Below are 23484 nucleotides of genomic sequence, written 5' to 3' on the forward strand. Positions count from 1 at the left end.
GGCGTTCGTCGTGCGCTTCGAACCTTCAGGACCGCGTTCGTCCGGCCGCACGAAGTGATCATCTGAGGTCAGGGCGGTGGGAAGCACACGAAACCGCCCGAGCCGCGCACACCGAAATGCGCGCTGCGCGCGCGGGGCGCGGCTCAGGCGGTGGCGAGGGCGGCGGGCCGGCCGAGTTCGGTTCGGAGCAGTCGCCGCACGTTCTCCCCGAGGACCGCGACGATGTCGTCCTCAGGCCAGCCACGACGCCGCATCGCCTCGGTCACCAGCGGCAACCCCGCCGGCCCCTCCAATCCGGGCAGGTACGCGTCGGCGGGCACCCCCTCCACAAAGGCGCGTTCGCAGCATGGAGGAGTGGTGTCGGCGAGCACCTCCTTGATGAAGTCGGGGCCGAGGCCGACATGCTCGACACCGGCCACGCCGGCGACGTGCTCGAGGTGGTCGATCAACCGGTCGATCGAGTGGTCGTTCTCGTGGAGGTACGGAGCGAAGAAGTTGACGCACACGATGCCACCGCCTGCGGCGATGCCATCGATCTGTTCGTCCGTGAGGTTCCGGTGGTGGTCCAGGAGCGCCCGCGCCGAGGAGTGCGTCGCGATCACGGGCCGCGACGCCAGCTCCAGGACGTGCTCGACGCCGGCGGCACCGAGGTGGCTGACGTCGAAGAGCATGCCGATGCGTTCCATCTCGGCCAAGGCCGCGACCCCGGCGCGGGTGAGCCGGCCACCGGTCCGGTCCTCCCCGCTGCCATCGGCCAGTGCGGTGCGACCGAAGTGCGCCAGGGACGCGATCCTGACGCCCAGCCGGAACAGCGTCTCCAGCAACTCCACGTCCTCGCCCACGCCGGGAGCGCTCTCCAGCGCCAGGATCAGGGCGATCCGGTCCTCCGCGTGGACGCCGTCGACCTGCGCACCATCGCGGCACAGAGCGACGGCGTCGGGATTGCCGGCCGCGAGCCGGTGCGCCGCCTCGATCATGCGCAGCGTCCGGCGCAGTGCGCCCTCGGGGCGGTACGGGTCCTCGACGAACACCGGAAGCGTCAGCAGGTTCACCCCGCCGGCCCGCAGCTGCGGCAGCCAGCGCTCTCGGAAGAACGCGGCCCAGCGGTCGACCGGCCGGGCGACCACCGCGCACAGCAGGTCGTTGTGCATGTCGGCGACGAAGGCGCGCCTGTGCAGGCCATTCACGGCGACACGCGCCTGTCGGCGCGGCCGGTGTGCAGGAACAGCGCGCGTCCCTCTCCGTCGTCACCGAGAAACGCGAGCGGCGCACGGACGCCGCGCTCGGGCTCGACCGGCAGCAACGCGTCGCCGCGCCAGGCGACCAGCTCCGTACGGTACGGTGCGTCGCCCAGCTCGGCGGTGATTCCGGTGGGAGTGCGCTCCAGCCAGAGCCGCCCGTCCGCGTCCCGGCTCACCGCGGTCTCGCACGTGCTCGACTTGTAGGTGCCGACGTACCTGGACGGGTTCAGCGGAGGCGCGGCCGGGTCGGGCGTGGGCTGCGCCGGCGGTTCGACACCGCCGAGCTCGCGGAGCACACGGCCCGCGATCTCGGCCTGCACCGGCTTCGGCGAGCCGCCGTTGGTGACGATCGCCACCGCCACGTCGCGCCCCGGGACCGCGCGCAGGAACGCCGACTGGCCGATGGTGTTGCCGTCGTGGCCGAAGACCGTGCCGCCCGGGAGATCGAAGAGCTCCCATCCCAAGCCCCGGCCGGTGCCCTGGTCGATGTCGGGCAGTCCGACCTGCGGCTGCCGCATGGCCCTGACGCTCGCCGGGCTCAGCACGGAGCCGCCGCCCGGGCCGAGCCCGCCGGCGAGGTGCATGCGGGTGAAGGCCAGCAGGTCGCGAGGGCTCATCGCCAGCATCGACCCGGCCGGCGCGTTCGAGCGCGCCAGCGCCCACACGCTGGAAGGGTCGGGCCGGGCACCCGGCGTCCGCTCGATGTGCCCCACCGCCGTGCGGTGAATGATCGCCTCGTACGGATCATTCGCGGCGTGAACCAGGCCCAGCGGCGCGAACAGGTGCGTCCTCATGCAGGCGTCGAAGGGCTTTCCCCGTACGACCTCGACGATCCGGCCCAGCACGCAGTAGGCGGCGTTGTTGTAGGAGAACATCTCGCCGGGCTCGAACAGCTGCGGCACCTGGTGCAGGACGCCCAGGTACTTCTCGAGGCAGTCGTCGCCCTTGCCCGTGTCGGTGAAGACGTCCCCCTCGAAACCCGCGACGTGGCACATCAGGTGCCGCACGGTGATCCGCTCCGCCGCCCGCTCGTCGCCGATCCGGAACCCGGGCAGGTACGTCCGCACCGGAGCGTCGAGGTCCAGCATCCCGTCGTCGACCAGCTGCATGGCCAGCGTCGCGGTCAGCACCTTCGTGATCGAACCGATCTGGAAGAGGGAGTCGACCGTGGCCTCGACGCCCGTGACCGTGTTCAGTACCCCGGCCGCGGCGTCGACCGTCTCGCCGCCGGCGCAGACCGCCACCGCCGCCCCGGGCACCCGGTTCTCGGCGAGCAGGTCCGGCAACCGGTATCGCAGCCACGCGCCGATCTCAGCCAGCTCCGACACTGGTGCCCTCCTCGCTCGACTCCGGACGAACATAGAGCTGGAGGGAACCGCGCTTTTCGTCCGTTGCCACCGCGAACGGCCCGCCGGTTCGTGGATCCGACCAAGCCCTGAAGAGCCGGCAACAGAACGATGGCCCGGCAAGCAGCTCAGGTCGCCGCAGCGTATGCCAGGGACTGCGCCGACCGAGGAGTCCCCGTCGCCTGGCTGCACGCCGAAACCGTGGGGCAGCTGACCGCATCGCTGCACCTGATGGGAGCCGAGCTCGGGCTCCGGAGCGCAGCCGATGACTCCTCGGCGGTCGTCCGCAAGCTCAGGGCCTGGCTGGAGGACCGGCAGGAGTCCTACCTGGTGGTGCTGGACAACGCCGACGACCCCGACGTACTGACCCCCTTTCTGCCCGCCCAGGGCGGCGCTCGGGTGCTGATCACGACGATTGACCTCGCCTTCGAGCGGATCGCGGCACCGCTGCCGGTCACCCGGTTCACCGCCGGTGAGGCCCGCCGGTACCTGCACGATCGGGTAGGTGTGATGGGCGACGAGGAGCTGATCGGTGAGCTCATCGACGAGCTGGACCGGCTCCCGCTGGCACTGTCGATCGCCGCGGCCGCGCTCGTCGGCCCGCCGCGCGTCGGCTACGCCGCCTACCTGACACAGGTCCGCTCCACCCCGGTGGAGGTCCTGCTGGATCGGCCGAGAGGCGAGCCGTATCCGCGCGGTGTCGGGCAGGCGATCACGCTGGCGCTGGACGGCGTCGGTCCACAGGCCCGCAGGCTCCTCGGCGAACTGGCGGTGTTCTCGACGTCGGGGGTGAGCCAGGAGATTCTGGGACCAGAAGCCACCGGTGCACTCGCCGAACTGGGCGCGGTGTCGCTGGTGGCCTTTTCCCAGGACGGATCGACCGTGCTGGTGCACCGCCTGGTACGCCGGGTGGTTCGGGACGGGGCCGCCCGTGACGGTGCCCTGGCGTCGCTGATCGAGGCCGCCGCGCTGCGGTTGGTGTTCGTCGAGCGGATCGCCGACGAGGACACCGGCCGGAAAGGACGCGGCCGAGACGTTGCGGGCCCGGGCCGGGCCGGCTTCGGCGCTCACCACGGCCGGCCACGCGGACGAGGCGGTCGGGCTTCTGGAGACCGTGGTCGCCGCCCAGTCGCGGAAACTGAGCAGCGACCATCCCCATCTTCTCGGCTCGCGGCTCTTCCTCGCCTTCGTACCCGCTACGAGCACGCCGCACATCGGTTGGCGACCGTACTAGGGCCCGACCAGCCCCTGCCCCTCAGCGCCCCCGGCTGACGGGCGCGCGAACCCTGGGGGCCGTCCTTTGTGTCCGGCCCCGGTCCGTCGCGGCGTGCTCGGCGCGGCCGCCGCGACGGTTCAGCGGCCGGTGATCGGTCGGGCTTGCGCGGCAGGCTTGCGCGCCAAGCAGCGCGCGATTCAGGAAACAGGACCTAGCTGTGTGCCGAAGTGGCGAGCTGGTCGGCGTAGATGCGGGCGTCGATCGCGTCCAGCATGGCGAGTTCGGCGTTGTTGAACGCCCATTCGGCGAAATCCGCGGCGTTGGCGGCATCGGTCTCGGCCCAGTTCGCTTCGTGGGCGGCGAGCTTGGCGTCCCGCTGCCGGTTGCGCTCGTTGGTCTTGGCTCTGATGTCGTCCATCTTGGCGTCGGCGTCGGCCTTCAGCTGAGCCCATTTGCTCTGTGTGTCTGCGGTGGCCTGATCGGCCTTCCGCTGCGCGTCGCTGCTGGTCCGGGCGAGATCTGCCTGGATCTGGTCGATGCGCTCGGACAGTTGCTGACGGGACTCGCCTGTGGCGGCCTGCACCTCCGACTTCGCAGCCGCGATGCGCTGCTGCATCGTCTCCAGTCGTTCCTGGAAGTCCATGACTGCCCCTCCATCGTGTCGATGCTGCTCAAGGCTGATTGAGGCTGCTATGAGCTGTTGTCTTGCAGGTGGATTGCATGAACCGGTGGCACCTGGTGCCGGTGGCGGCCAGCCGGCCGCGCCTACTTACAGCATCGAGGCGGCAGGGGGAGCTCACTAGCCCCATCCGGCCCCACATCGGGCAAAATCCCGTCTTTGGCCAGCTTTACCGGGTGAAGGGCGGGCGGCGTGCCTGGGCGGGATGCCCTGCGGGCGGGAAGCCCGCTGCCGGTGAGGCACCCGGATGGCGGGAGGAGATCCGCACGCGCAGCGCAGCCGGTCGGGTCGCGAACCTCAGCGGCGGGCTCAACTCGACCGCTTCTCCGTCGATGCCCGCATGGATCGGTGCGGGGGCACTGACGTCCACGTAGGGCGCGCTCCAGGCGCGTCCTGCCGGGCGCGGGCCGCTCTCCGGAGCGTCCAGAACCACAATGCCCAGCCGGGCGCTGTCGAGCGCGGGCCGGGTGCCCGGCGCCAGCGGTTGATCCAGCGCATAGGGGTTGTTGGACACCAGCACCACAGCGGGCCGAGCATGCAGTCGCCCGGCGTCGTCGACCAGTTGCAGCCGGGGTGCCGGCCCGCTCGGGCCGAGCACTTGCTCGGCGGTCTCCACGAGGGTGCGCACCTTGGCATCGCGATAGGCCGCTCGCCGGACCGCCTCACCGTAGATTCCGAGTGAGACGTTGTTAAGGAACGGGCGGTCGTTCACCTGCGCCATATCGATCCGGCGCTCCACGCCGTCGGTGAAGGCGTCCAGCGCACCGAGCACATCGCGCCGGTCCACGCCCAAGTCGAGGGCGAAATGGTTGCGGGTCCCGGCCGGGACGCACACGAACGGCAGCCCATGCGCGGCGGCGGCCGCCGCCACGACCGAGAGCGACCCGTCGCCACCGGCCATCCCCAGCGTGTCCGCGCCGCTTGCCACCGCCTCCCGCACCAGCGCCGTCAAGCTCTGCCCCGGCGACAGGATGACAGCCTCGATGCCCCGCTCCCGGGCCCGCTCGGCGACCCCGGCACGGGCCGCCACGCCATCCCCCGATCGCGGGTTGACCAGCAACACCGGCCGCCGAGGCGGGTCTGAAGGCCGCCACCCATGGCGCGCCAGCTTCTCCTTGGACGGGCTCATCCCGCCTCCCTGTCGGCCTGCTGTGGTCTGCCACCCGAGTCCTGCCCGCCGTGGCGGTGGTAACCGGCCATAGGCGGAGCGGAAGGAACGGAGCACCCGGAATGGACTCGACGCGGCCCCTCTCGTCGAAACCTGCCAAACCGTGGTAAATGCACGCGCATCGCCGCGAGCGCGCCCTGGGCCAGGCGCGCTCGGTGGTCGAAGCCGCCCAGCGGGCCCTTTTGAAGCCCCACCGGATCGGACCGCTGCGCAACGACACACCCTTGACACGATCCGGCCGCGTGCGGTCGAGATCCTGTCGTCGCCTGTGAGGACCATGGCAGCATCAGACCCAAGCAGCGGCCCGCGCCGTCCGGCTGATCGTGCTGCTCGACGAGCCCGGCGCGGTCGTGATCGGCCCAGGACCCTCGGATCGGCGTGAGGGCGCGGCGTTGCGCGAGCCCGCGTAGGGCGGTTATCAGAGGGGGCGCACGGGTAATGCGCCTGGATGTTCTTTGACGGGTTCGAGCTGGATCGAATCGAAGTCGGGGAAGTGACGCTGCGGGTGCGGCATGGCGGTTCCGGGCCGCCGGTGCTGCTGTTGCACGGGCATCCCCGTACGCATTCCACCTGGCACAAGGTCGCGCCTCGTCTCGCCGAGCGCTTCAGCGTCGTGTGCCCGGACCTGCGGGGCTACGGGGAGTCGTCCAAGCCGCCTACCGACGCCGAGCATGCGCCGTACTCCAAGCGCGCGATGGCCCGCGACGTGGTGGGCCTGATGCGTGCGCTCGGCCACACGGAGTTCGCGGTGGCCGGTCACGACCGGGGCGCGCTCGTGGCGTTCCGGACCGCGATGGACCATCCGTCGGCCGTCACCGGCCTCGTGGCCATGGACGGGTTGCCGGTAGTCGAGCACCTGGAGCGCTGCGACGCCCGTTTCGCGGCGGCCTGGTGGCACTGGTGGTTCTTCGCCCAGACCGACAAGCCCGCCGAACGGGTCATCAACGCCGACCCCGACGCCTGGTACACCGCGACCGACGAGCACATGGCGCCGGAGGCGTGGGCCGACTACCAGAACGCGATCCACGACCCGGAGACGGTGCGCGGGATGCTGGAGGACTACCGGGCCGGGGTGGGCATCGACCGGCGGCACGACGAGGAGGACCGGAGCGCCGGACGCCGCGTCCGGTGCCCCACGCTGGTGCTGTGGTCGGCGAAGGACGACCTGGAGGACGTCTACGGCGACCCGGTGCGGATCTGGCGGGCCTGGGCGGACGATGTGCGCGGCCACGCCATCGACTCCGGGCACCACATGGCCGAGGAGGCGCCCGCCGCGGTGGCCGACGCGATCGCCGGCTTCCTCGGAGGCGCCGCCGGCTCAGAAGGTGTCTTCGAACCTTTTCCGGATCGTTGAAGGTCGAAGACACCTTCTTATCTACAGGCTGCGTTGATGGCGTCGCTCACGCTGCTGATGTGGTCCGCGCCCTCGCGTCTGGGCGGCAGTAGGGCGGTCAGGTATGCGAAGACGAGCCGCCGGGTCGGGTCGGCCCAGGCGATGCAGCAGTTGCTGCCGTTATGGCCGAACGTGCGGGGACTGCTCAGCCTGCCCATCGGAGGGCTGCCACGGGCGCCTGGCCTGGGTCCGCCGAGTTGGAAGCCCTGTGACCACCGGATCGGTAGGTTGAGCAGCCGATCCGTCTCGCCCTCGCTCGACGGCAGGGTGGCTTGCGCGATCGTCGCCGAGTCGACGACGCGCACGCCGTCCAACTCGCCGCCCTGGAGCAGCGCCTGGTAGAACCGTGCGAGGTCCCGGGCCGTGGTGGATATCCCCGCCGCGGGGACCACCGCCCGCCGTGCCGCGGGCCGATTGAGGCCGACACGGACGATCTGATCCACCAGGGCACTGGCACGTACCGGGATGTGCCGAGACCACAGATGATCGGGCAGGCCGAGGTAGGTGTCGTGCAGGCCGAGCGGCCGGAGCAACCCGGCGGTGAGGGCGTCTGACACCGGGACGCCGCCGACTCGACGGACGAGCTCCCCGAGAATGACACCGTAACTGATGACGTGGTACGCGGGGACCTGCCCGGGCGGCCATCGGGGCCGGGCCCGCTCGACGTGGCGTACCGCCCGCTCCCAGCTCATCATCGCGAGCGCGTCGCCGAGCATGCTGCTGGACAGGGGAACACCCGCCCGGTGCTGCAGCACCTGCCGGATGGTGATGCGGTCCTTGCCATGCCGGCCGAACTGCGGCCAATACGCGGCCACGGCGTCGTCCAGGTTCAGCGCGCCCTGCTCGGCGAGCTGATGCACCAGAAGCGCGACGAACGGCTTGCTGGCCGAAAAGATCCAGAACAGCGAGTCAGACCGACACGCGACCGAGCGATCGAGCACGACCCGGCCGTCGCGTAGGACGCAGATCTGGGCGGCTGCCCGCCGCGCCGCAACCAGCTCCAACGCGCGAGCAAGGCCGGCGCTGTCGACGCCGACCTGCTCCGGCGGACACTCCGTCCAGTCGACCACGCCCGCCTCGACTCGCCCGTCACCGACACACGCCCAGAGAGCGCAAAGCTACCCCATCCGGACCAGACAACGGCAGACTCAAGATCGTCACTCTGCACAGCCGCAAATCACTGGGATGCGGTTCTTTAAGGACCTGGAGTCGTTGGGCGTGCTGGTTGGCTGCGCTATCGGTGGGCCAGCCAGAGGATGGCGTCTTTGGCGATCTTGCTTGGGTCGGTTTCGGTGGTCAGCTGGTGGTCGCTGCGGCGGGCGTCGCGGTACTCGACTTCGTAGCCGCCTTCGTCCAGCAAGGAGATCGAGGCGTACCAGGCAGGGGCATCTACGAGTGGTTCGATGGTGATGAAGGTGTTGTCAGTGAGGTTGAGGTCGCCGATCGCTTCGGAGCGGACCGCCGACTTGTCGTAGCGGGTGGCCACCGCCCGGTTCCGCTTGAGCCGGTCGATGCCGCACTCGACGGCGTGTCTAGCCGTGTAATCATCAGCGTCGAACGCTGGATGGCGTCCGCCCGCCGAACCGCGCCGTCGCTGACTTCCCAGCAGATCAACCCCACCGCCTCGGCCTGGGCCTGCAGACCCTTCACGATCCGAGCCCGGTGGGTGGTTGCGAGGGGAAGTCCGTCGGCCATCGCGTCGCGGCCGGGCTGGCTCATGAACAGGCCGGTCGGTTCCGTTGGCGAGTAAGGCCGCCGCTTACCTGGTGTTATTCCACGACTGTCTACAGTTGTGTAGAAGTATGCTGATGAGCCCCAAGGATCGGTGTGTACGCGGCCCTCAATCCTCTTGACTCGACGTCGCTGCTGTCCTCGGCGGGGGCAGTGGGTGTGTTCCTTGTGCTGTTCGCTGAGACGGGGCTGCTGGTGGGGTTCTTTCTGCCCGGCGACTCGTTGTTGTTCACCGCTGGGCTGCTGTGCACCGCGCACGCCGGCGACAAGGTCCATCTGTCTCTGCCGCCGGTGCTGGTGGCGGCGGTAGCAGGTGCAATCGGGTCGAGCATCCCGGGGGTCGACCGCTATCTGCTTCCCATTGTGGGGGTCATCGTGGTGGTGTCGCTCGCGCCGGTGGCACTGGAGGTGCGCCGGGGCCGGCGCGCCGGTGTGTCGTCCGGGCCGCGTGATCGTGACGGGGCGGTCGACCGGTGATGGGGTCGCTCAAGCGTGTCGGCGCCGCCGTAGAGACGCCCGTGGCCGCGCTGCTCGTGCTCTCGCTCGGGTTCGTGCTCGCTCTGGCGGCCCTGAGCGTGGAAGTCGCGGCGAAGCATACGGGCGGCTGGGATCGGCCGGTGCACGCCTGGTTCGTCGGTCATCGGTACGGGGCGGTGACCGGACTGATGGAGACGCTGACCTGGCTCGGCTCGACGGCGGTGCTGGTTCCGCTGCTGCTGGCCGTCGGCGGTTACCTGGTGTGGAGCCGCCGTTCCTGGAGCACTCCCCTGTTCGTGTGGGCCGCTTTCGCGGGTGCCGTGATCCTCGGCGAGACCGGCAAGGTGATCTTCGGTCGGGCGCGGCCGCCGGCGGCGGACATGATCACCCGCGCCGGCGGATACGCGTTCCCGTCCGGGCACAGCGTCCAGGCCATGACCGGCTGGGGGCTGCTGGCCGTCCTCGCCGTCGGGAGCGGGACCCTGCGGCGGCGGACCCGTCTCGCGTTCGGCGGGGCCTGCGCGGTAGTGATCGTCCTGGTCGGGACGTCGCGCCTCTACCTCGGGGTCCACTGGCTCAGTGACGTGATCGGCGGGTTCCTTCTCGGCGCGGCGTGGCTGTCGTTGCTGCTGGCCTTCCGCACCGGACGCGGACGGCTCGGTCCTCCGCAGCCGCGCACCGTCGTCCTCGTCGAAGGTGACGACGTGACCGGGGACGACGACGTCTGGGAGGACACCGACACCTCCTGACCTCTGGCCACGAGTTCCTCGAAGCCGTCCCGTTTCGACGTTCACCCACGCCTGCTCCCCCACGCCCCGACAGGTCAGGGACCGGGGCTGCGAGCCGTGCGCAACCGGAGGGAGTCCGCGGTGCGAGAACCCGGGCAAGTGGAGGGCCTTTCGACCGATGCTTCAGGTCCGAGCGGTCTGGGGGTCCGGCTTCGCGAGGCTGTCCGGTCGGTCGAGGGGCGCGCGGGTCTTTGGGCTGGTCTGTGCGCGTGGCACCTGCTGTGGGTGTTGGCGCGCTCGCAGGGCGCCGGTGGCTCTTGGCATTACTTCGCCACCGGCGCCGCCGTCCTGTTCGGTGACGACCGGGGCGAGGGCCTTCACCTGTACGCGACGCATCCCGAGTTGCAGATCGGTCCGCTGTCCTTCGCGGTGGCGCTGCCGCTGGACGCACTCGGGCCGTCCTGGGGCCGGGCGGTCGCGGTGTTCCTCATGTCGTGCACGGGTCCGCTGCTGCTCGCCGCGATCTGGAAGCTCGTCCCGCATCCGCATCGACGTCCGGAGCGGCTGCTTGCCGCGGGCCTGGTGTTCCTGCCGATCTGGGCCGAGTTGGCGACCCATGCCGGGCATCTGGACGACGTCCTGGCGCTGTCGCTGGCGATCGGCGCCCTGCACGCCCGCGCCCGCGACAGGCCCGTCCTGGCGGGCCTCCTGGTCGGCGCCGCGACCGACGCCAAACCATGGGCGCTGGCCTTCGCGGCCGTTCTCCTGGTCCGCCCGGCGCGGTCCGCGATCGCCGCGTTCGGGGTCTGTCTCGCTGTCATCGCCGCGGTCTGGCTGCCGTTCCTTGTCTACGACCCGCAGACTGTGCACGCAGCTCATTTCACCATCGCCAACGCCGCCGGGTCGGGTCTGCGCGTCCTGGGCTACCACGGGTCTCACACACCGCCGTGGGACCGGCCCGCGCAACTCGCGCTCGGCGGGCTGCTGGGCGCCGCGGCGGTGCTGCGCCGCCGCTGGGAAGCGGTGATCCTGCTCGCAACGGCCGCCCGTATCCTTCTGGACCCCGAGGTCTACGGCTACTACACCGCCGGGGTCCTCCTCGGCACCGTGGTGTTCGACCTGGTCGCCACCCGGCGGCGGGTCCCGTTGATCACCATCGCCGCCGCGGCCACCCTTTACGTCTCCCGCCAGCTGTCGAACATCCATGCCGTGCCTTTGACCAATGCTCAGCTCGGCCTGCTGCGGGTCTCCTTCGTCGTCATGGCCCTGATCGCGGTCTTCGGCGCCGCCCGATCAGGGCCTCGTAGCGCCACGGGCACCAGCGGAGCCGACTGAGGTGGGCGCGGCCGGCGGGGTCAGCCGGGCGGGAGGGTGACCACGAAGGCCGCGCTCCCCTCGAGCGTCAGGTCCCCGCCCGCGGACCTGGCGAGCCTGCGGGCCAGGGCGAGGCCGAGTCCTGCGCCCGGGTGTCCGTCGGCGGGCTCGGCCCGGAACCCCGGTTCGAACACCCGGTCGCGCGCCGTCTCCGGCACTCCGTCGCCGTCGTCCTGGACCACGATGCGCACGCCCGGCTCCACCCGGATGACGACCGTGGCGGCGGCGTAGCGGCGCGCGTTGTCCAGCAGCGGCGCCAAGAGCCGCTCCACGATCTCCGGCGGGGACCCTGCGGTCACCTCTTCGGTCGGCGTGTGCGTGATCAGCCGCGGTCCCGTGGCGGGCCATCTCGCGGCCAGGTCCGCTGCCACGGCTGACAGCGCGCAGCGGCCGGGGAGCCGGGTACCGCGGGTTCTCGCCTCGGCCAGGAGCGTCTCGCAGATCCGCTGCATCTCCTCGGCAGCGCTTCTGATCACGTCGAGCGCGGCCCGGTGTCCTTCGGCCGGGCGGGGCCGCTGGGAGAGCCAGTCCGCCTCCGCGACGATCCGGGACAGCGGAGTGCGCAGCTCGTGGGACAGCTCGGCGCTCCACTGCTGCTCGTGCCGCAGGACGAGCGACAGCCGGTCGAGCAGTTCGTCCAGCCCGGCCGCCAGAGCCGACAGCTCCGCGGGGCGGCGGCCGGTGCCGAACCGGCGGCCGAGGTCGTGCCCGCTCCAGTCGGCGGCCTGCCCGGTCATCTCCGCCACCGGTTGCAGCGCGCGCCCGACCACGGCCCGGGTCACGGCATAGACGCCGACGAGCAGCAGCAGCGCCAGGACGATCGATCCGGTGAGCGCCGAGGTCAGCATCCGGTGGTAGGAACTCAGGCCGACCGCCGTCACGACCGTCCCGACCCGCCGGCCGCCCGCGGAGATGGGCCGGGTGTACAACCGGATCTCGCCGGTGGTGGCGAAGCCCGTCGTGGAACCGGCGAGGGCGTCGGCCTTGCGCTGCAGTGAGGGCTGTCCCGTCGGCCGTTCCACGGCGCGGGCGCCCTGGTAGATCCAGATGTCGGTGTCCAGAGCGCTGTCGTCGGCGGGCTCGGCGATCTTCAGCGTCCCGCCGGGCAGCACCTGCACGGTGGACGCCGCCGCCTCCGCGCGGGTCCGCAGCAGGTCGTCGGCGTCGGCGCGGAGCCTGCCGCCCAGCAGCACGTTGAACAGCAGGGTCAGCAGCACGACCCACGCCGTCGTGGTCACCAGGGCCAGGAACGCCAGCCGCCCTCGGAGCGTGCCCGCTCTGACGCGAAAGGGCGCCCATGACCTCATGCGAACCGGTAGCCCACGCCGCGGACGGTGGTGATGCCGCTTTGCGCGTCCAGGCCGCGGATCTTGCGGCGCAGCCGCGTCAGGTACTGATCGAGAGTGTTCTCCGAGACCAGAGCCCCATCGGGCCAGGCCGCGCTGAGCAGGGCGTGCCGGCGGACGACCGCGCCGGGCTCGGCCATGAGCCGGGCGAGGAGGCGGAACTCCGTCGGGGTGAGGGGCACTGAGCGGCCTTGGTGTTCCAGTACGTGGCGGGCCGGGTCCAGCGTGAACTCACCCGCCTTCGCGTGGGCCGGGCCGGTGCGGCGCAGCGCGGCGCGCAGCCGCGCGGCCAGTTCCGCGAGGTGGATCGGCTTGGCCAGGTAGTCGTCCCCTCCGGAGGAGAACCCCGACAGCCGGTCCACCAGGGCGTCGTGGGCGGTGAGGAACAGGACCGGGACGTCCACGCCGCGGGCCCGCAGCGCCTGGCAGACGTCCCGGCCGTCGGAGTCGGGCAACGCGACGTCCAGCACGACCGCGTCGCTCTGCTCGGCGCGCAGCGCGGAGGCGCCGTCACAGGCGGTCGACACCGCGAAGCCCTCCTCCCGCAATCCGCGGGCGAGGGCCGCACGCAACTGGTGGTCGTCTTCCACGATCAGCACGCGATGAGCGGTCACCGGCCCAGTATCACGCCTGCTCGACCGAGGTTCGGTCGCGCCGCGACAGCGTCAGGTAGACGACCAGGGCACAGATCACGCCCAGGAAGATCACGCTGGTCACCGTGGTGCCCAGGCCGAGCCCGCCGTCCTTGCGGGCCTGGGAGAGGTAGTCCCCGATCGACGCGCCCAGCGGCCGGGTCAGGATGTAGGCGATCCAGAACGCCGCGACCGCGTTCACCCCCGCCACGGCACGGGCACCGGCCACGACCGCGATCAGCGCGGCGAACAGCACCACCGACAGCGGGTACCCCAGGTTCAGCTGTTCGGCGACCAGGTCGCCCGCGGCCGTGCCGAGTGCGAAGGTGAACAGCACGGCCGCCCAGTAGAAGCCCTCGCGGCGCGTGGTGAGGATGGTGTGGATGGACAGCGTCCGCTCGGTCGCGTACCAGAGCGCGAAGGTCGCCGCGAGGACGACGGTGAACACCGCGGTGGTGATCGCCAGCGGCACGCCGAGACCGTCGGTGAGCTCATCGGTGATGAGGGTGCCGACGATGCTGATCAGCACGACCGACACCCAGTAGACGCCGGCCACATAGCTCCGGAGCCGGAACTGCAGGACCAGCGCCGCCACCAGCAGGACGCTCATCACCAGCGCGGTCCTGGTCAGGCCGAGCCCGACGGTGTCGTTGAGGTAGTCGGCGGCCGTCTCGCCCACCGTCGTGCAGAGGACCTTGATGACCCAGAAGTACAGCGTGACCTCTGGGACCTTGTTCATTTTCAGGCGCGGCAGAGCCGCGTGTCTTGTCGTGGTGGTCATGGGGCGAGGCTTGCAGCCGCTACCTGAAAACGACCTGAACGCAGGCGGTCGGCGGCAAGTGCGGCCAGGCCGTGATCAGCCGGCAGCTCCCACGCCGGCTCCTAAAACGAGCGGGACTTCGCTGTTGTGCCGCTGCCGGCGGGCGGCGCTGAGGCCGAAGGATCGTTGTCGGCCACAGAACTTCTACAAGCATGTAGACATTCACGCTCCGCATCGTTATGCTCACCGAGAGCGTCGATCTGGGCGCCGGCCTCCATCACCGGTCACCGACATCTCCGGGGGATCAACCATGACCACGACAACAGCACCCACCCACGGCGCCGGTCACCGGCTCCGCCAGGACGTCAAGGCGGCAGGGGTCACGCCTCTCGTCGGCGTGTTCGACATGTTCTCCGCGACCATCGCCGCACAGCATTTCGACGGGATGTTCGTCTCCGGCTTCGGGTTCGCCGCCTCCCACTACGGCCTGCCCGACATCGGCTTCATCGCCTGGCCCGATATGGTCGCGTTCGTGTCCCGGCTCCGGCTGGCCTTCCCGCGTCACCACCTGCTCGTCGACATCGACGACGGCTACGTCGACTCCGAGGTGGCCTGCCACGTCGTCGGGCATCTCGAGGCCATCGGCGCCTCCGGCGTCATCCTCGAGGACCAGAAGCGCCCGCGCCGCTGCGGGCACGCGGACGGCAAACTGATCCTGCCGCTGGAGGAGTACCTGGCCAAGCTGGAGATGGTCCTGGCGACCCGCCGCGACCTGGTCGTCGTCGCCCGCACCGACGCCACCGAGGACGAGGAGATCCTGCGCCGCGCGGCGGCGCTGGCCGCCACCGACGCCGACGTGATCCTGGTCGACGGCGTGCGCAACGCCCACGCCGTCCGGCGGATCCGCGAGGTGATCGGCGACAAGCCGCTGCTGTTCAACCAGATCGCCGGCGGCAAGTCGCCGCGGCTCTCGCTGACCGACCTCACCGCCCTCGGCGTGGACGTCGCCATCTACAGCACCCCCTGCCTGTTCGCCGCACAGACCGCCATCGACCAGTCGCTCCAGGACCTGAAGAAGGCCGACGGGCTGCTGCCGGAGCACTCCATCGGCGTCGCCCACTCCACCGCACTCCTCGAGGGCAACATCAGCCGCCACCACACCGTCCGCAGCTAACGCCGGACTCTCGCGGCGGCTCGTCCCACGCAACCGGAACGCCGGCGAGCGTCCCAAGAGCTGGAGAGGTGAGGTGCCGTCCTCATCTTCGGCCGTCCCTAAACCTCCAGTAGCCGGCTGTCAGGAAGATCACGGTGTACCCGGTCAGAGTCAGGGCGGCCAGGCCGGCGGAAGGGATCCGTGCGGCGGGTGGGCCGGTGATCGGGCGGATCGTCGTCAGTGCCTGCGCCGCATTGACCAGGAGCAGTCTGCTCGGGAGTGTGGAGACGCCCTCGACCGCGCGGGCGGCCGGAAAGGCGAGGAACACCAGTCCGAACATGGCCGTCATCGCCCCGGCGGTGTGCCGGATCAGCGCGCCGACCGCGAACCCGACCAGTGTCACCACGGTCATGTAGACGGCCGCGGACACGACGGCGCGCAGCACGCCGGGATCGGCGAGCGACACCGATGCGTGATGTCTCGCCAGGACGGCTTGGCCGAGGAAGAACGCGGTGAACGCGCTGATCGTACAGATCGCCAGCGTGTACGCCGCCAGTACGGTGATCTTGGCGGCGTACACGGTGCGCCGGCGCGGCAGCGCCAGGAAGGTGGTGTCGATCAGTCCCGTCCCGTATTCGGAGCTGATCGCCAGGACGCCGAGCGCCGCGAACGCCAGCTCGGCGAACTGGAATCCGGCGAACGACTCGCTCACCGGGTCGAGCGTGGCCGGGTCGGTGGTGGTCCAATCGATCGAGGTGACGTCGAGGAGCCCGACGCCCAGGCCCAGCAGGACCGCGATGCCGGGGACGAGGGCGGTCGAGCGGACCGTGCGGAGCTTGGCCCATTCGGCCCGGATCGCGGCCCTCACCGGTCACCCGCCCGGTACTGGACGGCCTGGTCGGTCAGCCGCAGGTAGGCGTCTTCGAGTGCGCCTTCGCCCAGCTCTGCCAGCGGTGTGTCGGCGAGCAGCCGGCCGCGGCCGATCACGATGAGGTGGTCGGCGGTCATGGCCATCTCGCTGATCAGGTGGCTGGAGACCAGGATGGTCCGCCCTTGGGCGGCCAGCCCTCGCAGCAGGCCGCGGATCCAGCGGATGCCTTCGGGGTCGAGACCGTTGACCGGTTCGTCCAGGATGAGGATCTGCGGGTCGCCCAGCAGCGCGGCGGCCAGGCCCAGCCGCTGGCGCATGCCCAGCGAGAAGCCGCCGACACGCCGGCCCGCGACCGCGGACAAGCCTGTGAGGTCGAGGATCTCGTCGATCCGGGCTTCCTTGAGACCGGACGCGGCCGCCAGCCAGCCCAGATGCGCCCGTGCGGTCCGGCCCGGATGGACGGCGCCCGCGTCCAGCAGTGCCCCGACCTCGTGCAGGGGCCGGGCGAGCGCGCGATAGGGACGGCCGCTCACCAGCGCCGTACCGGTGTCTGGCTGTTCGAGGCCGAGCAGGAGCCGCATCGTCGTGGTCTTGCCCGCGCCGTTGGGGCCGAGGAATCCCGTGACCCGTCCCGGTAGGACGGTGACCGAGAGCCGGTCGACCGCGATGGTCGGGCCGTAGGTCTTGCTGACCTCGCGTAGTTCGAGCATCGGTGCCTCCTTCGTGGGTGCCTCCACGGTGTCGGCCAGAGACCGCCGACGGCGTCCACCCCCGGAGCGGTCTCCACGCCCTGCCCGCGGGCCCGGTTCTCTGCCTGAAGGCATAGGCCCCCGGAGGGATGTGGACCCGGCAAAAGCCTGCCTACGCTTGCGCGATGAACGCTGCGCACTCGGGTGCTCGGTTGAAGGGCGTCCTTGCGGCCGCTCTGGCAGTGCCTGTCCGGGACCGGCTGGCGGCGATCGGATTCTCGGCGCCCGCGGCGCTGATGATGGCCAACCATGCCGACCGGGGCGTGCTCACAGGGCTCGGGCTCGCGGTCGGCGTCGTGCTGTTCTCGCTGCCGATCGCACTGGCTCACCGGCCGCTGCCGGCGCTCGGCCTGCTCATGGCAGGGCTCTGCCTGGTCGGCGCGGTCGACCCGCCCTCGACGATGGCCGGGCTGGTGGCGCTCGGCTATGTCCTGTGGCCCCTCGCGTCAGGACGCCATGCGTTCGCGGCGCTGGCCTTGGCGCTGGCCTGCGCCTGGACCACGGCGCTGCCCGACTTCCGGCACCGGGGCGGCGCAGTCGCCTTCACCCTGCTCTACCTGGCGGTCTGGACGATCGGCCACACGCTGAGCGTCCAGCGCCGTCATGCCCGGGAGCACGCGCGACGGGCCGCGACCGACGAACGGCTCAGGATCGCCCGCGAGATGCACGACCTGCTCGCACACGGCATCAGCGTGATCACCGTCCAGGCGGGATACGGCGCCCTGATCGCCCTCGACCAGCCGGACAAGGCCCGAGCCGCGCTGACCACGATCGAAACGACCGGACGGCACACGCTCACCGAGCTGCGCGCCCTGCTCCAGGTCCTGCGTCCCGCCGCCGGAACCGACACCGGCACCGCCGCCGGAACCGACACCGGCCTTGAGCCCACCCCTGGCCTGGCCGACCTCCAGCAGCTGGTCGATCGGACGGCCGAGGCCGGCGTACGAACCGACCTGAACCTGGACGGCCCGCTCGACGACCTGCCCGCAGCCGTCGACCTGTCGGCCTACCGGATCGTGCAGGAAGCCCTCACCAACGTGATCAAGCATGCCGCCACCGACCACGCCCACCTCCTGATCGAAAGGACACGCGACGCCCTCACCGTCCAGGTCACCGACCGTGGCGGCGGGACACCGCGCCGGTGCCGCCCTGGACACGGCCTACTGGGCATGCGGGAGCGCGTGCTCGTCCACGGCGGCACGCTCGACGCGGCCCCGCTCGCCGAGGGCGGCTTCCGCGTGACGGCGGTCCTCCCGCTCACGACATGATCAAGGTCCTCATCGCGGACGATCAGGCGCTGGTGCGGGCGGGTCTCGCCGGGATCATCGGCACCGCACCCGATCTCGAGGCCGTCGGCGAGGCGGCCGACGGTGCGCAGGCCATCGCGCTGACGCGCGAGCTGCGCCCCGACGTCGTGCTCATGGACATCCGGATGCCCGGCATGGACGGGCTGGAGGCGACCCGGCAGATCACCGACTCCCGCGTCGTGGTCCTCACCACCTTCGACCTGGACGAGTACGTCTACGCCGCCCTCCGAGGCGGCGCCAGCGGTTTCCTGCTCAAGGACACTCCGCCCCGCGAACTCCTCGACGCGATCAGGGTCGTCGCCCGCGGCGACGCGCTCCTGTCCCCTTCCATCACCCGCCGCCTGATCACCGCGTTCGCCAACCGCCCGTCCCCGCCCGACCCAGCGTCGCTCCCCCATCTCACCGCGAGGGAGCGCGACGTCCTCCTCCTCGTCGCCGAAGGCCTCTCGAACGCCGAGATCGCCAGGCAGCTCGGCATCGCCCCGGGCACCGCCCGCGCCCACGTCGCCGCCCTGCTCGGCAAACTCAAGGCCCGCGACCGCATCCAGCTGGTCATCCTCGCTCACCGCGCAGGCCTGGTCTCCTGAGGCGGCCAGGAAAGACCAGGAAGGTCCCACCTCCACCGGCCGGCCGATCCGCGGCGTCCGCGTCGGCGACGAACCCCACCGCGCCGTCGGTGGGTCGAATCCACCGAACGTCTACAGTCACGTAGACGAAATGGGTGCGGTGAGGTTAGCCTCAGCTAAGTCATTGGCGGGGACGACGGGAGCCGGACATGTCGGGCGAGAAGATCGCGCTGCTGGGCGCGATCGCTGGTTTCACGATCTTTCTCGGGCTTCCGGTCGGGCGGATGCGCGACCCCCGTCCGCGGACGCGGGCCCTGCTGGGTGCCGTGGCCATCGGGATCCTGCTCTTCTTGATGGTCGACGTGCTGTCCCACGCGTGGGAGCCGATCGACGGTGCGCTCGGCGATCACCACATCGGCGCGGCGGCCGGGTACGGGGCGCTGCTCGCGGCGGGTCTCGCCGTGAGCCTGGCCGGCCTGACGCATTTCGACCGCTGGATCTCCGCGCGTGCGTCCGGGCGGGTCCCGGAGACGCGCGAGGGGCCGGGCGCGGCCACGATGCCGGCGACCGGCCAGGGCACGGCCGTCGCCGGCGCACTCAGCGGCGCGCGCGGCGGAGCCGCCGACCGGCTGGCGCTGCTCATCGCCACCGGGATCGGACTGCACAACTTCGCCGAAGGGCTGGCCATCGGCAATGCCGCCGCGTCCGGTGAACTGAGCCTGGCAGTGCTGCTGGTCGTCGGGTTCGGCGCGCACAACGCCACGGAGGGCTTCGGTATCGTCGCCCCGCTCGCCTCCGCGGGGCGGCGTCCCGGCTGGGGGCGGCTCGCGCTGCTCGGCGTGATCGGCGGCGGGCCGACCCTGGCGGGCACCCTGATCGGCCAGAGCGTGGTCAGCGACGCCCTCGGCGTCGCCTTCCTGGCCCTGGCCGCCGGATCGATCCTCTACGTGGTGATCGAGCTGCTCGCGGTCGCTCGGAAAGCCGCCCTCAAAACGATCACCATGTGGGGAATCCTCATCGGGCTGATCCTCGGCTTCGCGACCGACGCCGTCATCACCTACGCCGGAGCCTGACGGCCCTGCGGTCAGGGTCCGGTGATCCGGCGGACGGCGTCGGCGTACCGGCGGACCGCCTGCGCCGGGAGCCGCCCGGCGGGGAGCTCGACCACGAACGCGCTGTCGCGCACCACGGTGTTCTCCCAGCCGGTGGCGCTGCCCGGATAGTCGGTCAGGGTGCGCACCGGGAGCCCGACGTCGCGGGCGAAGCGCCGCTCGACGTCCTTGGGGCCCTCGGAGCCGTCGACCACGGCCAGGTGCTGGTGGAACCAGATGGCGACGGTCGGCCGGATCCGCCGGATGAGGCCCGCCGCGAATCCCGATTCCGGCTCCGAGAGCGGACCCGCGCCGGAGTAGTGCACCGAGCCGGGCGCGTCCATGCGGCGCCAGCCGGCCGGGAAGTTCCGGTTGAGGTCGACGCCGTGCGCGTTGCCGCGCGTCCGGGCCGCCATGCCGTCCGGATTGAGCACCGGCACCACCCACAGGTCCGCGCCGGACGGCTCTGGACTGGCGGCCAGGGCCTGCGCCACCGGCACCCCGGCAGGCTCGTCCCCATGCACGCAGCCCACCACCAGCACGCGCCGTGCGGCATGCGGGTCGCCCACCTCGACCGCCGTGATCGAACGCCCCTGAACCGACTCGCCCAGCGGGACGGTGCGGCGGACCGGCGCCACCGCCGACGCCTCCTGCCGCGCCGTCCCCGGCCGGATCTGACGCCGGGCCGACGACCAGCCGGTCTCGCTCGACGTGCCACAGGCCGCCAGCAAGACCAGAACGGCGATGAGGAACGGTCCAGTGCCGCCGCACCAGATCGTCATCCGCCGATCCACCATGCTCACCCCCCCAGGTATGGGCATTTCGTCCGACCTGGGGGGAAGCACCACTCAACTACCCACTGTCACAGAAAGTGATACATAAGATACATAGGGTAGTAGATGGTGTTGCTCCTGGGCGCCGCGTCGTGGTCCGCGAAGGCCGGTTCACATCGTTCTCACATGCGGCGGTTCTACGTTGGAAGGGTGCGAGTGCTGGTCGTCGAGGACGAGATCCGCACAGCGGCGCTGTTGCAGCGCGGGCTGCGCGAAGAGGGCTACGCCGTCGATGTCGCCGCCAACGGCCCTGACGCGGTGTGGCAGGCGGTGGAGAACCCCTATGACGCGATCGTGCTGGACGTCATGCTGCCAGGGCTCGACGGGTTCGAGGTGTGCCGGCGGCTGCGGGTGCAGGACTGCTGGGCGCCGGTGCTGATGCTGACCGCCCGCGACGCGGTCAGCGACCGGGTCCACGGGCTCGACGCCGGCGCCGACGACTACCTGACCAAGCCGTTCAGCTTCGCGGAGTTGCTGGCGCGGCTGCGGGCACTGGTCCGCCGGGGCGCCAAGGAGCGGCCGACGCTGCTGACCGTCGGGGACCTGCGGCTGGACCCCTCCAGCCGCAGGGTATGGCGCGGGGAGACCGAAAGGCCGCTCTCCGCCAAGGAGTTCGCGCTGCTGGAGCTGTTCATGCGGCATCCCGGTGACGTGCTGACCCGCACCACGATCTTGGAGCACGTCTGGGACTACGCCTACGACGGAGCGTCCAACGTCGTCGACCAGTACGTGGCGTACCTGCGGCGCAAGATCGACGAACCCGGTGCGGAGTCGCATCTGGAGACCGTGCGCGGCGCGGGCTACCGGCTGCGTCCCCTGGATCCCTCCGAAGGGGGATGACCGGCCGTGCCGCTGCGGTGGCGGTTGGCCCTGCTGTTCACGCTGGGCGCCGCGATCCTGATCGGCGGGGTCGGCCTGCTGTTCCGCCAGCAGCTGGCGGCCGGGATGAACTCCTCGCTGGACGACTCGTTGCGCGCCCGCGCCGACGCCCAGGTGGCACGCCTGGCCTCCTCGGCTCCAACGCCCCCCGCACCCTCCAGAGAGCATGAAGGCAACGGGCGGGCCGAGACTTCCGACACCGGGTCCGACAACGTGACCCAAGTGCTGTCCACCAGCGGGAAAGTACTGGAGAACAGCGGGGACAGCCGGGGACCACTGCTGAACGGCGCCCGGCTGCGGGACGCGGCCAAAGGATCCGAGCAGTTCACGGCCGTCATCGAGGGGCAGCGGTACCGGATGCTGGGCGTCCCCGCCCGCAACGGCGACCGCACGGTCGTGGTCGTGGTCGGCGCGAGCACGCAGATCGTGGAAGCGACCGAGGCCCGCACCGGCAAGATCTTCCTGACCGCCGGGCCGCCCGCCGCGGCGCTCGTGGGATTCGGCGCCTACCTGCTGGCGGGAGCGGCACTGCGGCCGGTGGAACGGCTGCGGCGGCGCCTCGCCGACATCTCCGAGCACGACATCGACGCCCGGCTGCGCGTGCCCGGCACGCGCGACGAGATCGCGACCCTGGCCACGACCATGAACGCGGTGCTGGACCGGCTGGCCCGCGCGCTGGCCCGCGAGCGCGGCTTCGTCGCCGACGCCGGCCACGAACTGCGCACACCCCTGACCACCCTCAAAGCAGAACTGGAACTGGCACAGCAGCCGGGACGCTCCCGCCAAGCCCTGGCGTCCGCTGTCGACGCCGCGGCACAGGACACCGACCGGCTCATCCGACTGGCCGAAGACCTGCTGCTCCTCGCCCGCGCCGACGAAGGCCACGCCTTCCTGCGGCCACGGCCGATGGCACCGCACGACGTCCTGGCCGCGGCGGTCCGGTCGGCGTCCGCACGGGCCGCCGCCCATCGCGTCACGCTGCGCTTGAGCGGAGACGAACACCTGCGCCTGACCGCCGACCCCGACCGCCTGCGGCAGGCCGTCGACAACCTGCTCGACAACGCCCTGCGCTACTCGCCCCCGGGCGGCGTCATCGACGTAGGGCTCGGCCGCCACGGCAGGCACCGGCGGGCCGTCGCGGTGATCGAGGTGCGCGACCACGGACCCGGCTTCCCGCCCGAGTTCCTGCCCGTGGCCTTCGAACGGTTCAGACGCGCCGACACCGCACGCAGCAGGGCCGACGGCGGCACCGGGCTGGGCCTGGCCATCGTCCGCTCCATCGCCCACGCCCACGGCGGGCGAGCCGTCGCGGACAACCCCCCGGGCGGAGGCGCCCGGGTCCGTCTAGAACTTCCGACAACCCCCGCCCAAGACGGGCCCGCGCACGACGAATGAGGCCCGGGCCTCCCCCGGCCCGCGCACATGTCAACCTTCACATTCCGCGTACACGGTCGTCTCACCTGCGTATTCGCATACTGGGTCACTCCAACAGCCGATCCGTGAAAGGCGGATACATGAAGCTCAACCGGAAGATCGCGGCCACGGCGTTCGGCGTCCTCGCCCTCGGAGCCGCGGGCGCATCGCTCGCAGGCGCGGCCTCCGCGTCCCCCGCGCACGCCAAGTCCCCGGCCATCTCCCGGCAGGCCACGCCCCCCGCCCCCGAGCAGACCGATGACCAAGGCGCCGACGAGCAGGGCGCCGACCCGACCACCGGCCCCGACCACGACGGCATCCAGCAGTCGGGCCAGAAGGGCACCGAGAACGAGTCCAACGAGAACGGCTCGGAGAAGGGCACCGAGAACAAGGCCGACAACGAATCCGGCAAGAACGCCCAGACCACGGGCGCACAGGACACCGACAGCGGCCACGAAGACGGCCCCGGCGACACCCAGCCCGAAGGCGGCAACGCCGAGCAGTGACGGCTGCGGATGGAGCAGCGCCCGC

Annotated in this window: 23 protein-coding genes and 2 pseudogenes; 12 read left to right on the forward strand and 13 right to left on the reverse strand. The window is 71.2% G+C overall.

Annotated features, from left to right (window positions below; all coding sequences use genetic code 11):
* Positions 1–143 precede the first annotated feature (143 nt).
* Together ABZ914_RS10960 and ABZ914_RS10965 are read right to left on the reverse strand one after the other, a co-directional pair.
* Positions 144–1187 (reverse strand): dipeptidase, encoded by a 1044-nt coding sequence (locus ABZ914_RS10960; protein WP_500192823.1) that lies wholly within the window; start codon positions 1185–1187, stop codon positions 144–146.
* On the reverse strand, positions 1184–2569 hold the full coding sequence (locus ABZ914_RS10965; protein WP_500192824.1) for a serine hydrolase: 1386 nt from the start codon (positions 2567–2569) through the stop codon (positions 1184–1186). The genes ABZ914_RS10960 and ABZ914_RS10965 overlap by 4 nt, the downstream gene beginning before the upstream one ends.
* Before the next feature lie 219 nt (positions 2570–2788).
* Here ABZ914_RS10965 and ABZ914_RS10970 point away from each other — a divergent pair, with 219 nt between their 5' ends.
* Positions 2789–3859: a hypothetical protein gene (locus ABZ914_RS10970; protein WP_500192825.1), complete on the forward strand. Its 1071-nt coding sequence runs from the start codon at positions 2789–2791 to the stop codon at positions 3857–3859.
* A 155-nt stretch (positions 3860–4014) separates the two neighbouring features.
* Here ABZ914_RS10970 and ABZ914_RS10975 read toward each other — a convergent pair whose 3' ends face one another.
* Together ABZ914_RS10975 and ABZ914_RS10980 are read right to left on the reverse strand one after the other, a co-directional pair.
* Positions 4015–4446, reverse strand: a complete 432-nt coding sequence (locus ABZ914_RS10975; protein WP_500192826.1) for a hypothetical protein — start codon at positions 4444–4446, stop codon at positions 4015–4017.
* Positions 4447–4651: 205 nt separating this feature from the next.
* Positions 4652–5611: a diacylglycerol/lipid kinase family protein gene (locus ABZ914_RS10980; RefSeq protein ID WP_500192827.1), complete on the reverse strand. Its 960-nt coding sequence runs from the start codon at positions 5609–5611 to the stop codon at positions 4652–4654.
* A gap of 487 nt (positions 5612–6098) precedes the next feature.
* Between ABZ914_RS10980 and ABZ914_RS10985 the strand changes: the two genes are divergently transcribed.
* Positions 6099–7004 carry an alpha/beta fold hydrolase gene (locus ABZ914_RS10985; protein ID WP_500192828.1) on the forward strand — a complete coding sequence of 302 codons (906 nt, stop codon included), beginning with the start codon at positions 6099–6101 and terminating at the stop codon, positions 7002–7004.
* Between the two features lie 17 nt (positions 7005–7021).
* Here the strand turns inward: ABZ914_RS10985 and ABZ914_RS10990 are convergent, their stop codons facing one another.
* From ABZ914_RS10990 to ABZ914_RS11000, 3 genes and pseudogenes are all read right to left on the reverse strand, one after another.
* Entirely contained in the window at positions 7022–8113 is a 1092-nt protein-coding gene (locus ABZ914_RS10990; protein ID WP_500192829.1) for a serine hydrolase domain-containing protein, read from the reverse strand.
* Positions 8114–8277: 164 nt separating this feature from the next.
* Positions 8278–8529, reverse strand: a complete 252-nt coding sequence (locus tag ABZ914_RS10995) for a hypothetical protein (RefSeq protein WP_500192830.1) — start codon at positions 8527–8529, stop codon at positions 8278–8280.
* A pseudogene (locus tag ABZ914_RS11000) lies at positions 8509–8634 on the reverse strand (IS5-like element ISDge16 family transposase); the annotation flags it as partial. The gene ABZ914_RS10995 and the pseudogene ABZ914_RS11000, both read right to left, overlap by 21 nt.
* Positions 8635–8870: 236 nt before the next feature.
* Between ABZ914_RS11000 and ABZ914_RS11005 the strand changes: the two are divergent.
* The 3 genes from ABZ914_RS11005 to ABZ914_RS11015 all read left to right on the forward strand — a co-directional run bounded on the left by ABZ914_RS11005 (position 8871) and on the right by ABZ914_RS11015 (position 11314).
* Entirely contained in the window at positions 8871–9251 is a 381-nt protein-coding gene (locus ABZ914_RS11005; protein ID WP_500192831.1) for a hypothetical protein, read from the forward strand.
* 41 nt (positions 9252–9292) lie between these two features.
* The gene (locus ABZ914_RS11010) at positions 9293–10000 is read left to right on the forward strand and encodes a phosphatase PAP2 family protein (protein WP_500192832.1); all 708 of its coding nucleotides are present in this window, start codon (positions 9293–9295) and stop codon (positions 9998–10000) included.
* A 267-nt stretch (positions 10001–10267) separates the two neighbouring features.
* On the forward strand, positions 10268–11314 hold the full coding sequence (locus ABZ914_RS11015) for a hypothetical protein (RefSeq protein WP_500192833.1): 1047 nt from the start codon (positions 10268–10270) through the stop codon (positions 11312–11314).
* 20 nt (positions 11315–11334) lie between these two features.
* Here the strand turns inward: ABZ914_RS11015 and ABZ914_RS11020 are convergent, their stop codons facing one another.
* From ABZ914_RS11020 to ABZ914_RS11030, 3 genes are all read right to left on the reverse strand, one after another.
* A complete protein-coding gene (locus ABZ914_RS11020; RefSeq protein ID WP_500192834.1) occupies positions 11335–12591 on the reverse strand; it encodes a sensor histidine kinase in 1257 nt (418 codons plus the stop codon).
* A 65-nt stretch (positions 12592–12656) separates the two neighbouring features.
* On the reverse strand, positions 12657–13313 hold the full coding sequence (locus tag ABZ914_RS11025) for a response regulator transcription factor (RefSeq protein WP_387026935.1): 657 nt from the start codon (positions 13311–13313) through the stop codon (positions 12657–12659).
* Positions 13314–13323: 10 nt separating this feature from the next.
* A complete protein-coding gene (locus ABZ914_RS11030; RefSeq protein WP_500192835.1) occupies positions 13324–14070 on the reverse strand; it encodes a COG4705 family protein in 747 nt (248 codons plus the stop codon).
* Between the two features lie 331 nt (positions 14071–14401).
* Here ABZ914_RS11030 and ABZ914_RS11035 point away from each other — a divergent pair, with 331 nt between their 5' ends.
* The gene (locus tag ABZ914_RS11035) at positions 14402–15265 is read left to right on the forward strand and encodes an isocitrate lyase/PEP mutase family protein (RefSeq protein ID WP_500192836.1); all 864 of its coding nucleotides are present in this window, start codon (positions 14402–14404) and stop codon (positions 15263–15265) included.
* 82 nt (positions 15266–15347) lie between these two features.
* Here the strand turns inward: ABZ914_RS11035 and ABZ914_RS11040 are convergent, their stop codons facing one another.
* Together ABZ914_RS11040 and ABZ914_RS11045 are read right to left on the reverse strand one after the other, a co-directional pair.
* A complete protein-coding gene (locus ABZ914_RS11040) occupies positions 15348–16112 on the reverse strand; it encodes an ABC-2 transporter permease family protein (protein WP_500192837.1) in 765 nt (254 codons plus the stop codon).
* Between the two features lie 65 nt (positions 16113–16177).
* Positions 16178–16825 (reverse strand): annotated as a pseudogene (locus ABZ914_RS11045) (ABC transporter ATP-binding protein); the annotation flags it as partial.
* 164 nt (positions 16826–16989) lie between these two features.
* Here ABZ914_RS11045 and ABZ914_RS11050 point away from each other — a divergent pair.
* The 3 genes from ABZ914_RS11050 to ABZ914_RS11060 all read left to right on the forward strand — a co-directional run bounded on the left by ABZ914_RS11050 (position 16990) and on the right by ABZ914_RS11060 (position 19810).
* Positions 16990–18132 (forward strand): sensor histidine kinase, encoded by a 1143-nt coding sequence (locus tag ABZ914_RS11050; RefSeq protein ID WP_500192838.1) that lies wholly within the window; start codon positions 16990–16992, stop codon positions 18130–18132.
* A complete protein-coding gene (locus ABZ914_RS11055; protein WP_500192839.1) occupies positions 18129–18758 on the forward strand; it encodes a response regulator in 630 nt (209 codons plus the stop codon). The genes ABZ914_RS11050 and ABZ914_RS11055 overlap by 4 nt, the downstream gene beginning before the upstream one ends.
* A gap of 188 nt (positions 18759–18946) precedes the next feature.
* Positions 18947–19810 carry a ZIP family metal transporter gene (locus tag ABZ914_RS11060; protein ID WP_500192840.1) on the forward strand — a complete coding sequence of 288 codons (864 nt, stop codon included), beginning with the start codon at positions 18947–18949 and terminating at the stop codon, positions 19808–19810.
* Between the two features lie 11 nt (positions 19811–19821).
* On the opposite strand, the gene ABZ914_RS11065 is transcribed toward ABZ914_RS11060, so the two are convergent.
* On the reverse strand, positions 19822–20625 hold the full coding sequence (locus ABZ914_RS11065; RefSeq protein ID WP_500192844.1) for a DUF2817 domain-containing protein: 804 nt from the start codon (positions 20623–20625) through the stop codon (positions 19822–19824).
* A 186-nt stretch (positions 20626–20811) separates the two neighbouring features.
* On the opposite strand from ABZ914_RS11065, the gene ABZ914_RS11070 reads away from it, so the two are divergent.
* From ABZ914_RS11070 to ABZ914_RS11080, 3 genes are all read left to right on the forward strand, one after another.
* Positions 20812–21501, forward strand: coding sequence for a response regulator transcription factor (locus ABZ914_RS11070; RefSeq protein WP_500192841.1), 690 nt, complete (start codon positions 20812–20814; stop codon positions 21499–21501).
* A gap of 6 nt (positions 21502–21507) precedes the next feature.
* Positions 21508–22935 (forward strand): sensor histidine kinase, encoded by a 1428-nt coding sequence (locus tag ABZ914_RS11075; RefSeq protein ID WP_500192842.1) that lies wholly within the window; start codon positions 21508–21510, stop codon positions 22933–22935.
* Between the two features lie 119 nt (positions 22936–23054).
* Positions 23055–23459 carry a hypothetical protein gene (locus ABZ914_RS11080; RefSeq protein WP_500192843.1) on the forward strand — a complete coding sequence of 135 codons (405 nt, stop codon included), beginning with the start codon at positions 23055–23057 and terminating at the stop codon, positions 23457–23459.
* Positions 23460–23484: the final 25 nt, after the last annotated feature.

This window comes from Spirillospora sp. NPDC046719, assembly GCF_040645715.1.
Classification (GTDB): Bacteria; Actinomycetota; Actinomycetes; order Streptosporangiales; family Streptosporangiaceae; genus Spirillospora.

Coding starts and splice junctions, on each gene's coding strand:
- ABZ914_RS10975 (WP_500192826.1), bottom strand. CDS start 4,446: ATGGACTTCCAGGAACGACTGGAGACGATGCAGCAGCGCATCGCGGCT.
- ABZ914_RS10980 (WP_500192827.1), bottom strand. CDS start 5,611: ATGAGCCCGTCCAAGGAGAAGCTGGCGCGCCATGGGTGGCGGCCTTCA.
- ABZ914_RS10985 (WP_500192828.1), top strand. CDS start 6,099: ATGTTCTTTGACGGGTTCGAGCTGGATCGAATCGAAGTCGGGGAAGTG.
- ABZ914_RS11030 (WP_500192835.1), bottom strand. CDS start 14,070: ATGAACAAGGTCCCAGAGGTCACGCTGTACTTCTGGGTCATCAAGGTC.
- ABZ914_RS11035 (WP_500192836.1), top strand. CDS start 14,402: ATGACCACGACAACAGCACCCACCCACGGCGCCGGTCACCGGCTCCGC.
- ABZ914_RS11050 (WP_500192838.1), top strand. CDS start 16,990: ATGAACGCTGCGCACTCGGGTGCTCGGTTGAAGGGCGTCCTTGCGGCC.
- ABZ914_RS11055 (WP_500192839.1), top strand. CDS start 18,129: ATGATCAAGGTCCTCATCGCGGACGATCAGGCGCTGGTGCGGGCGGGT.
- ABZ914_RS11060 (WP_500192840.1), top strand. CDS start 18,947: ATGTCGGGCGAGAAGATCGCGCTGCTGGGCGCGATCGCTGGTTTCACG.
- ABZ914_RS11065 (WP_500192844.1), bottom strand. CDS start 20,625: ATGGTGGATCGGCGGATGACGATCTGGTGCGGCGGCACTGGACCGTTC.
- ABZ914_RS11080 (WP_500192843.1), top strand. CDS start 23,055: ATGAAGCTCAACCGGAAGATCGCGGCCACGGCGTTCGGCGTCCTCGCC.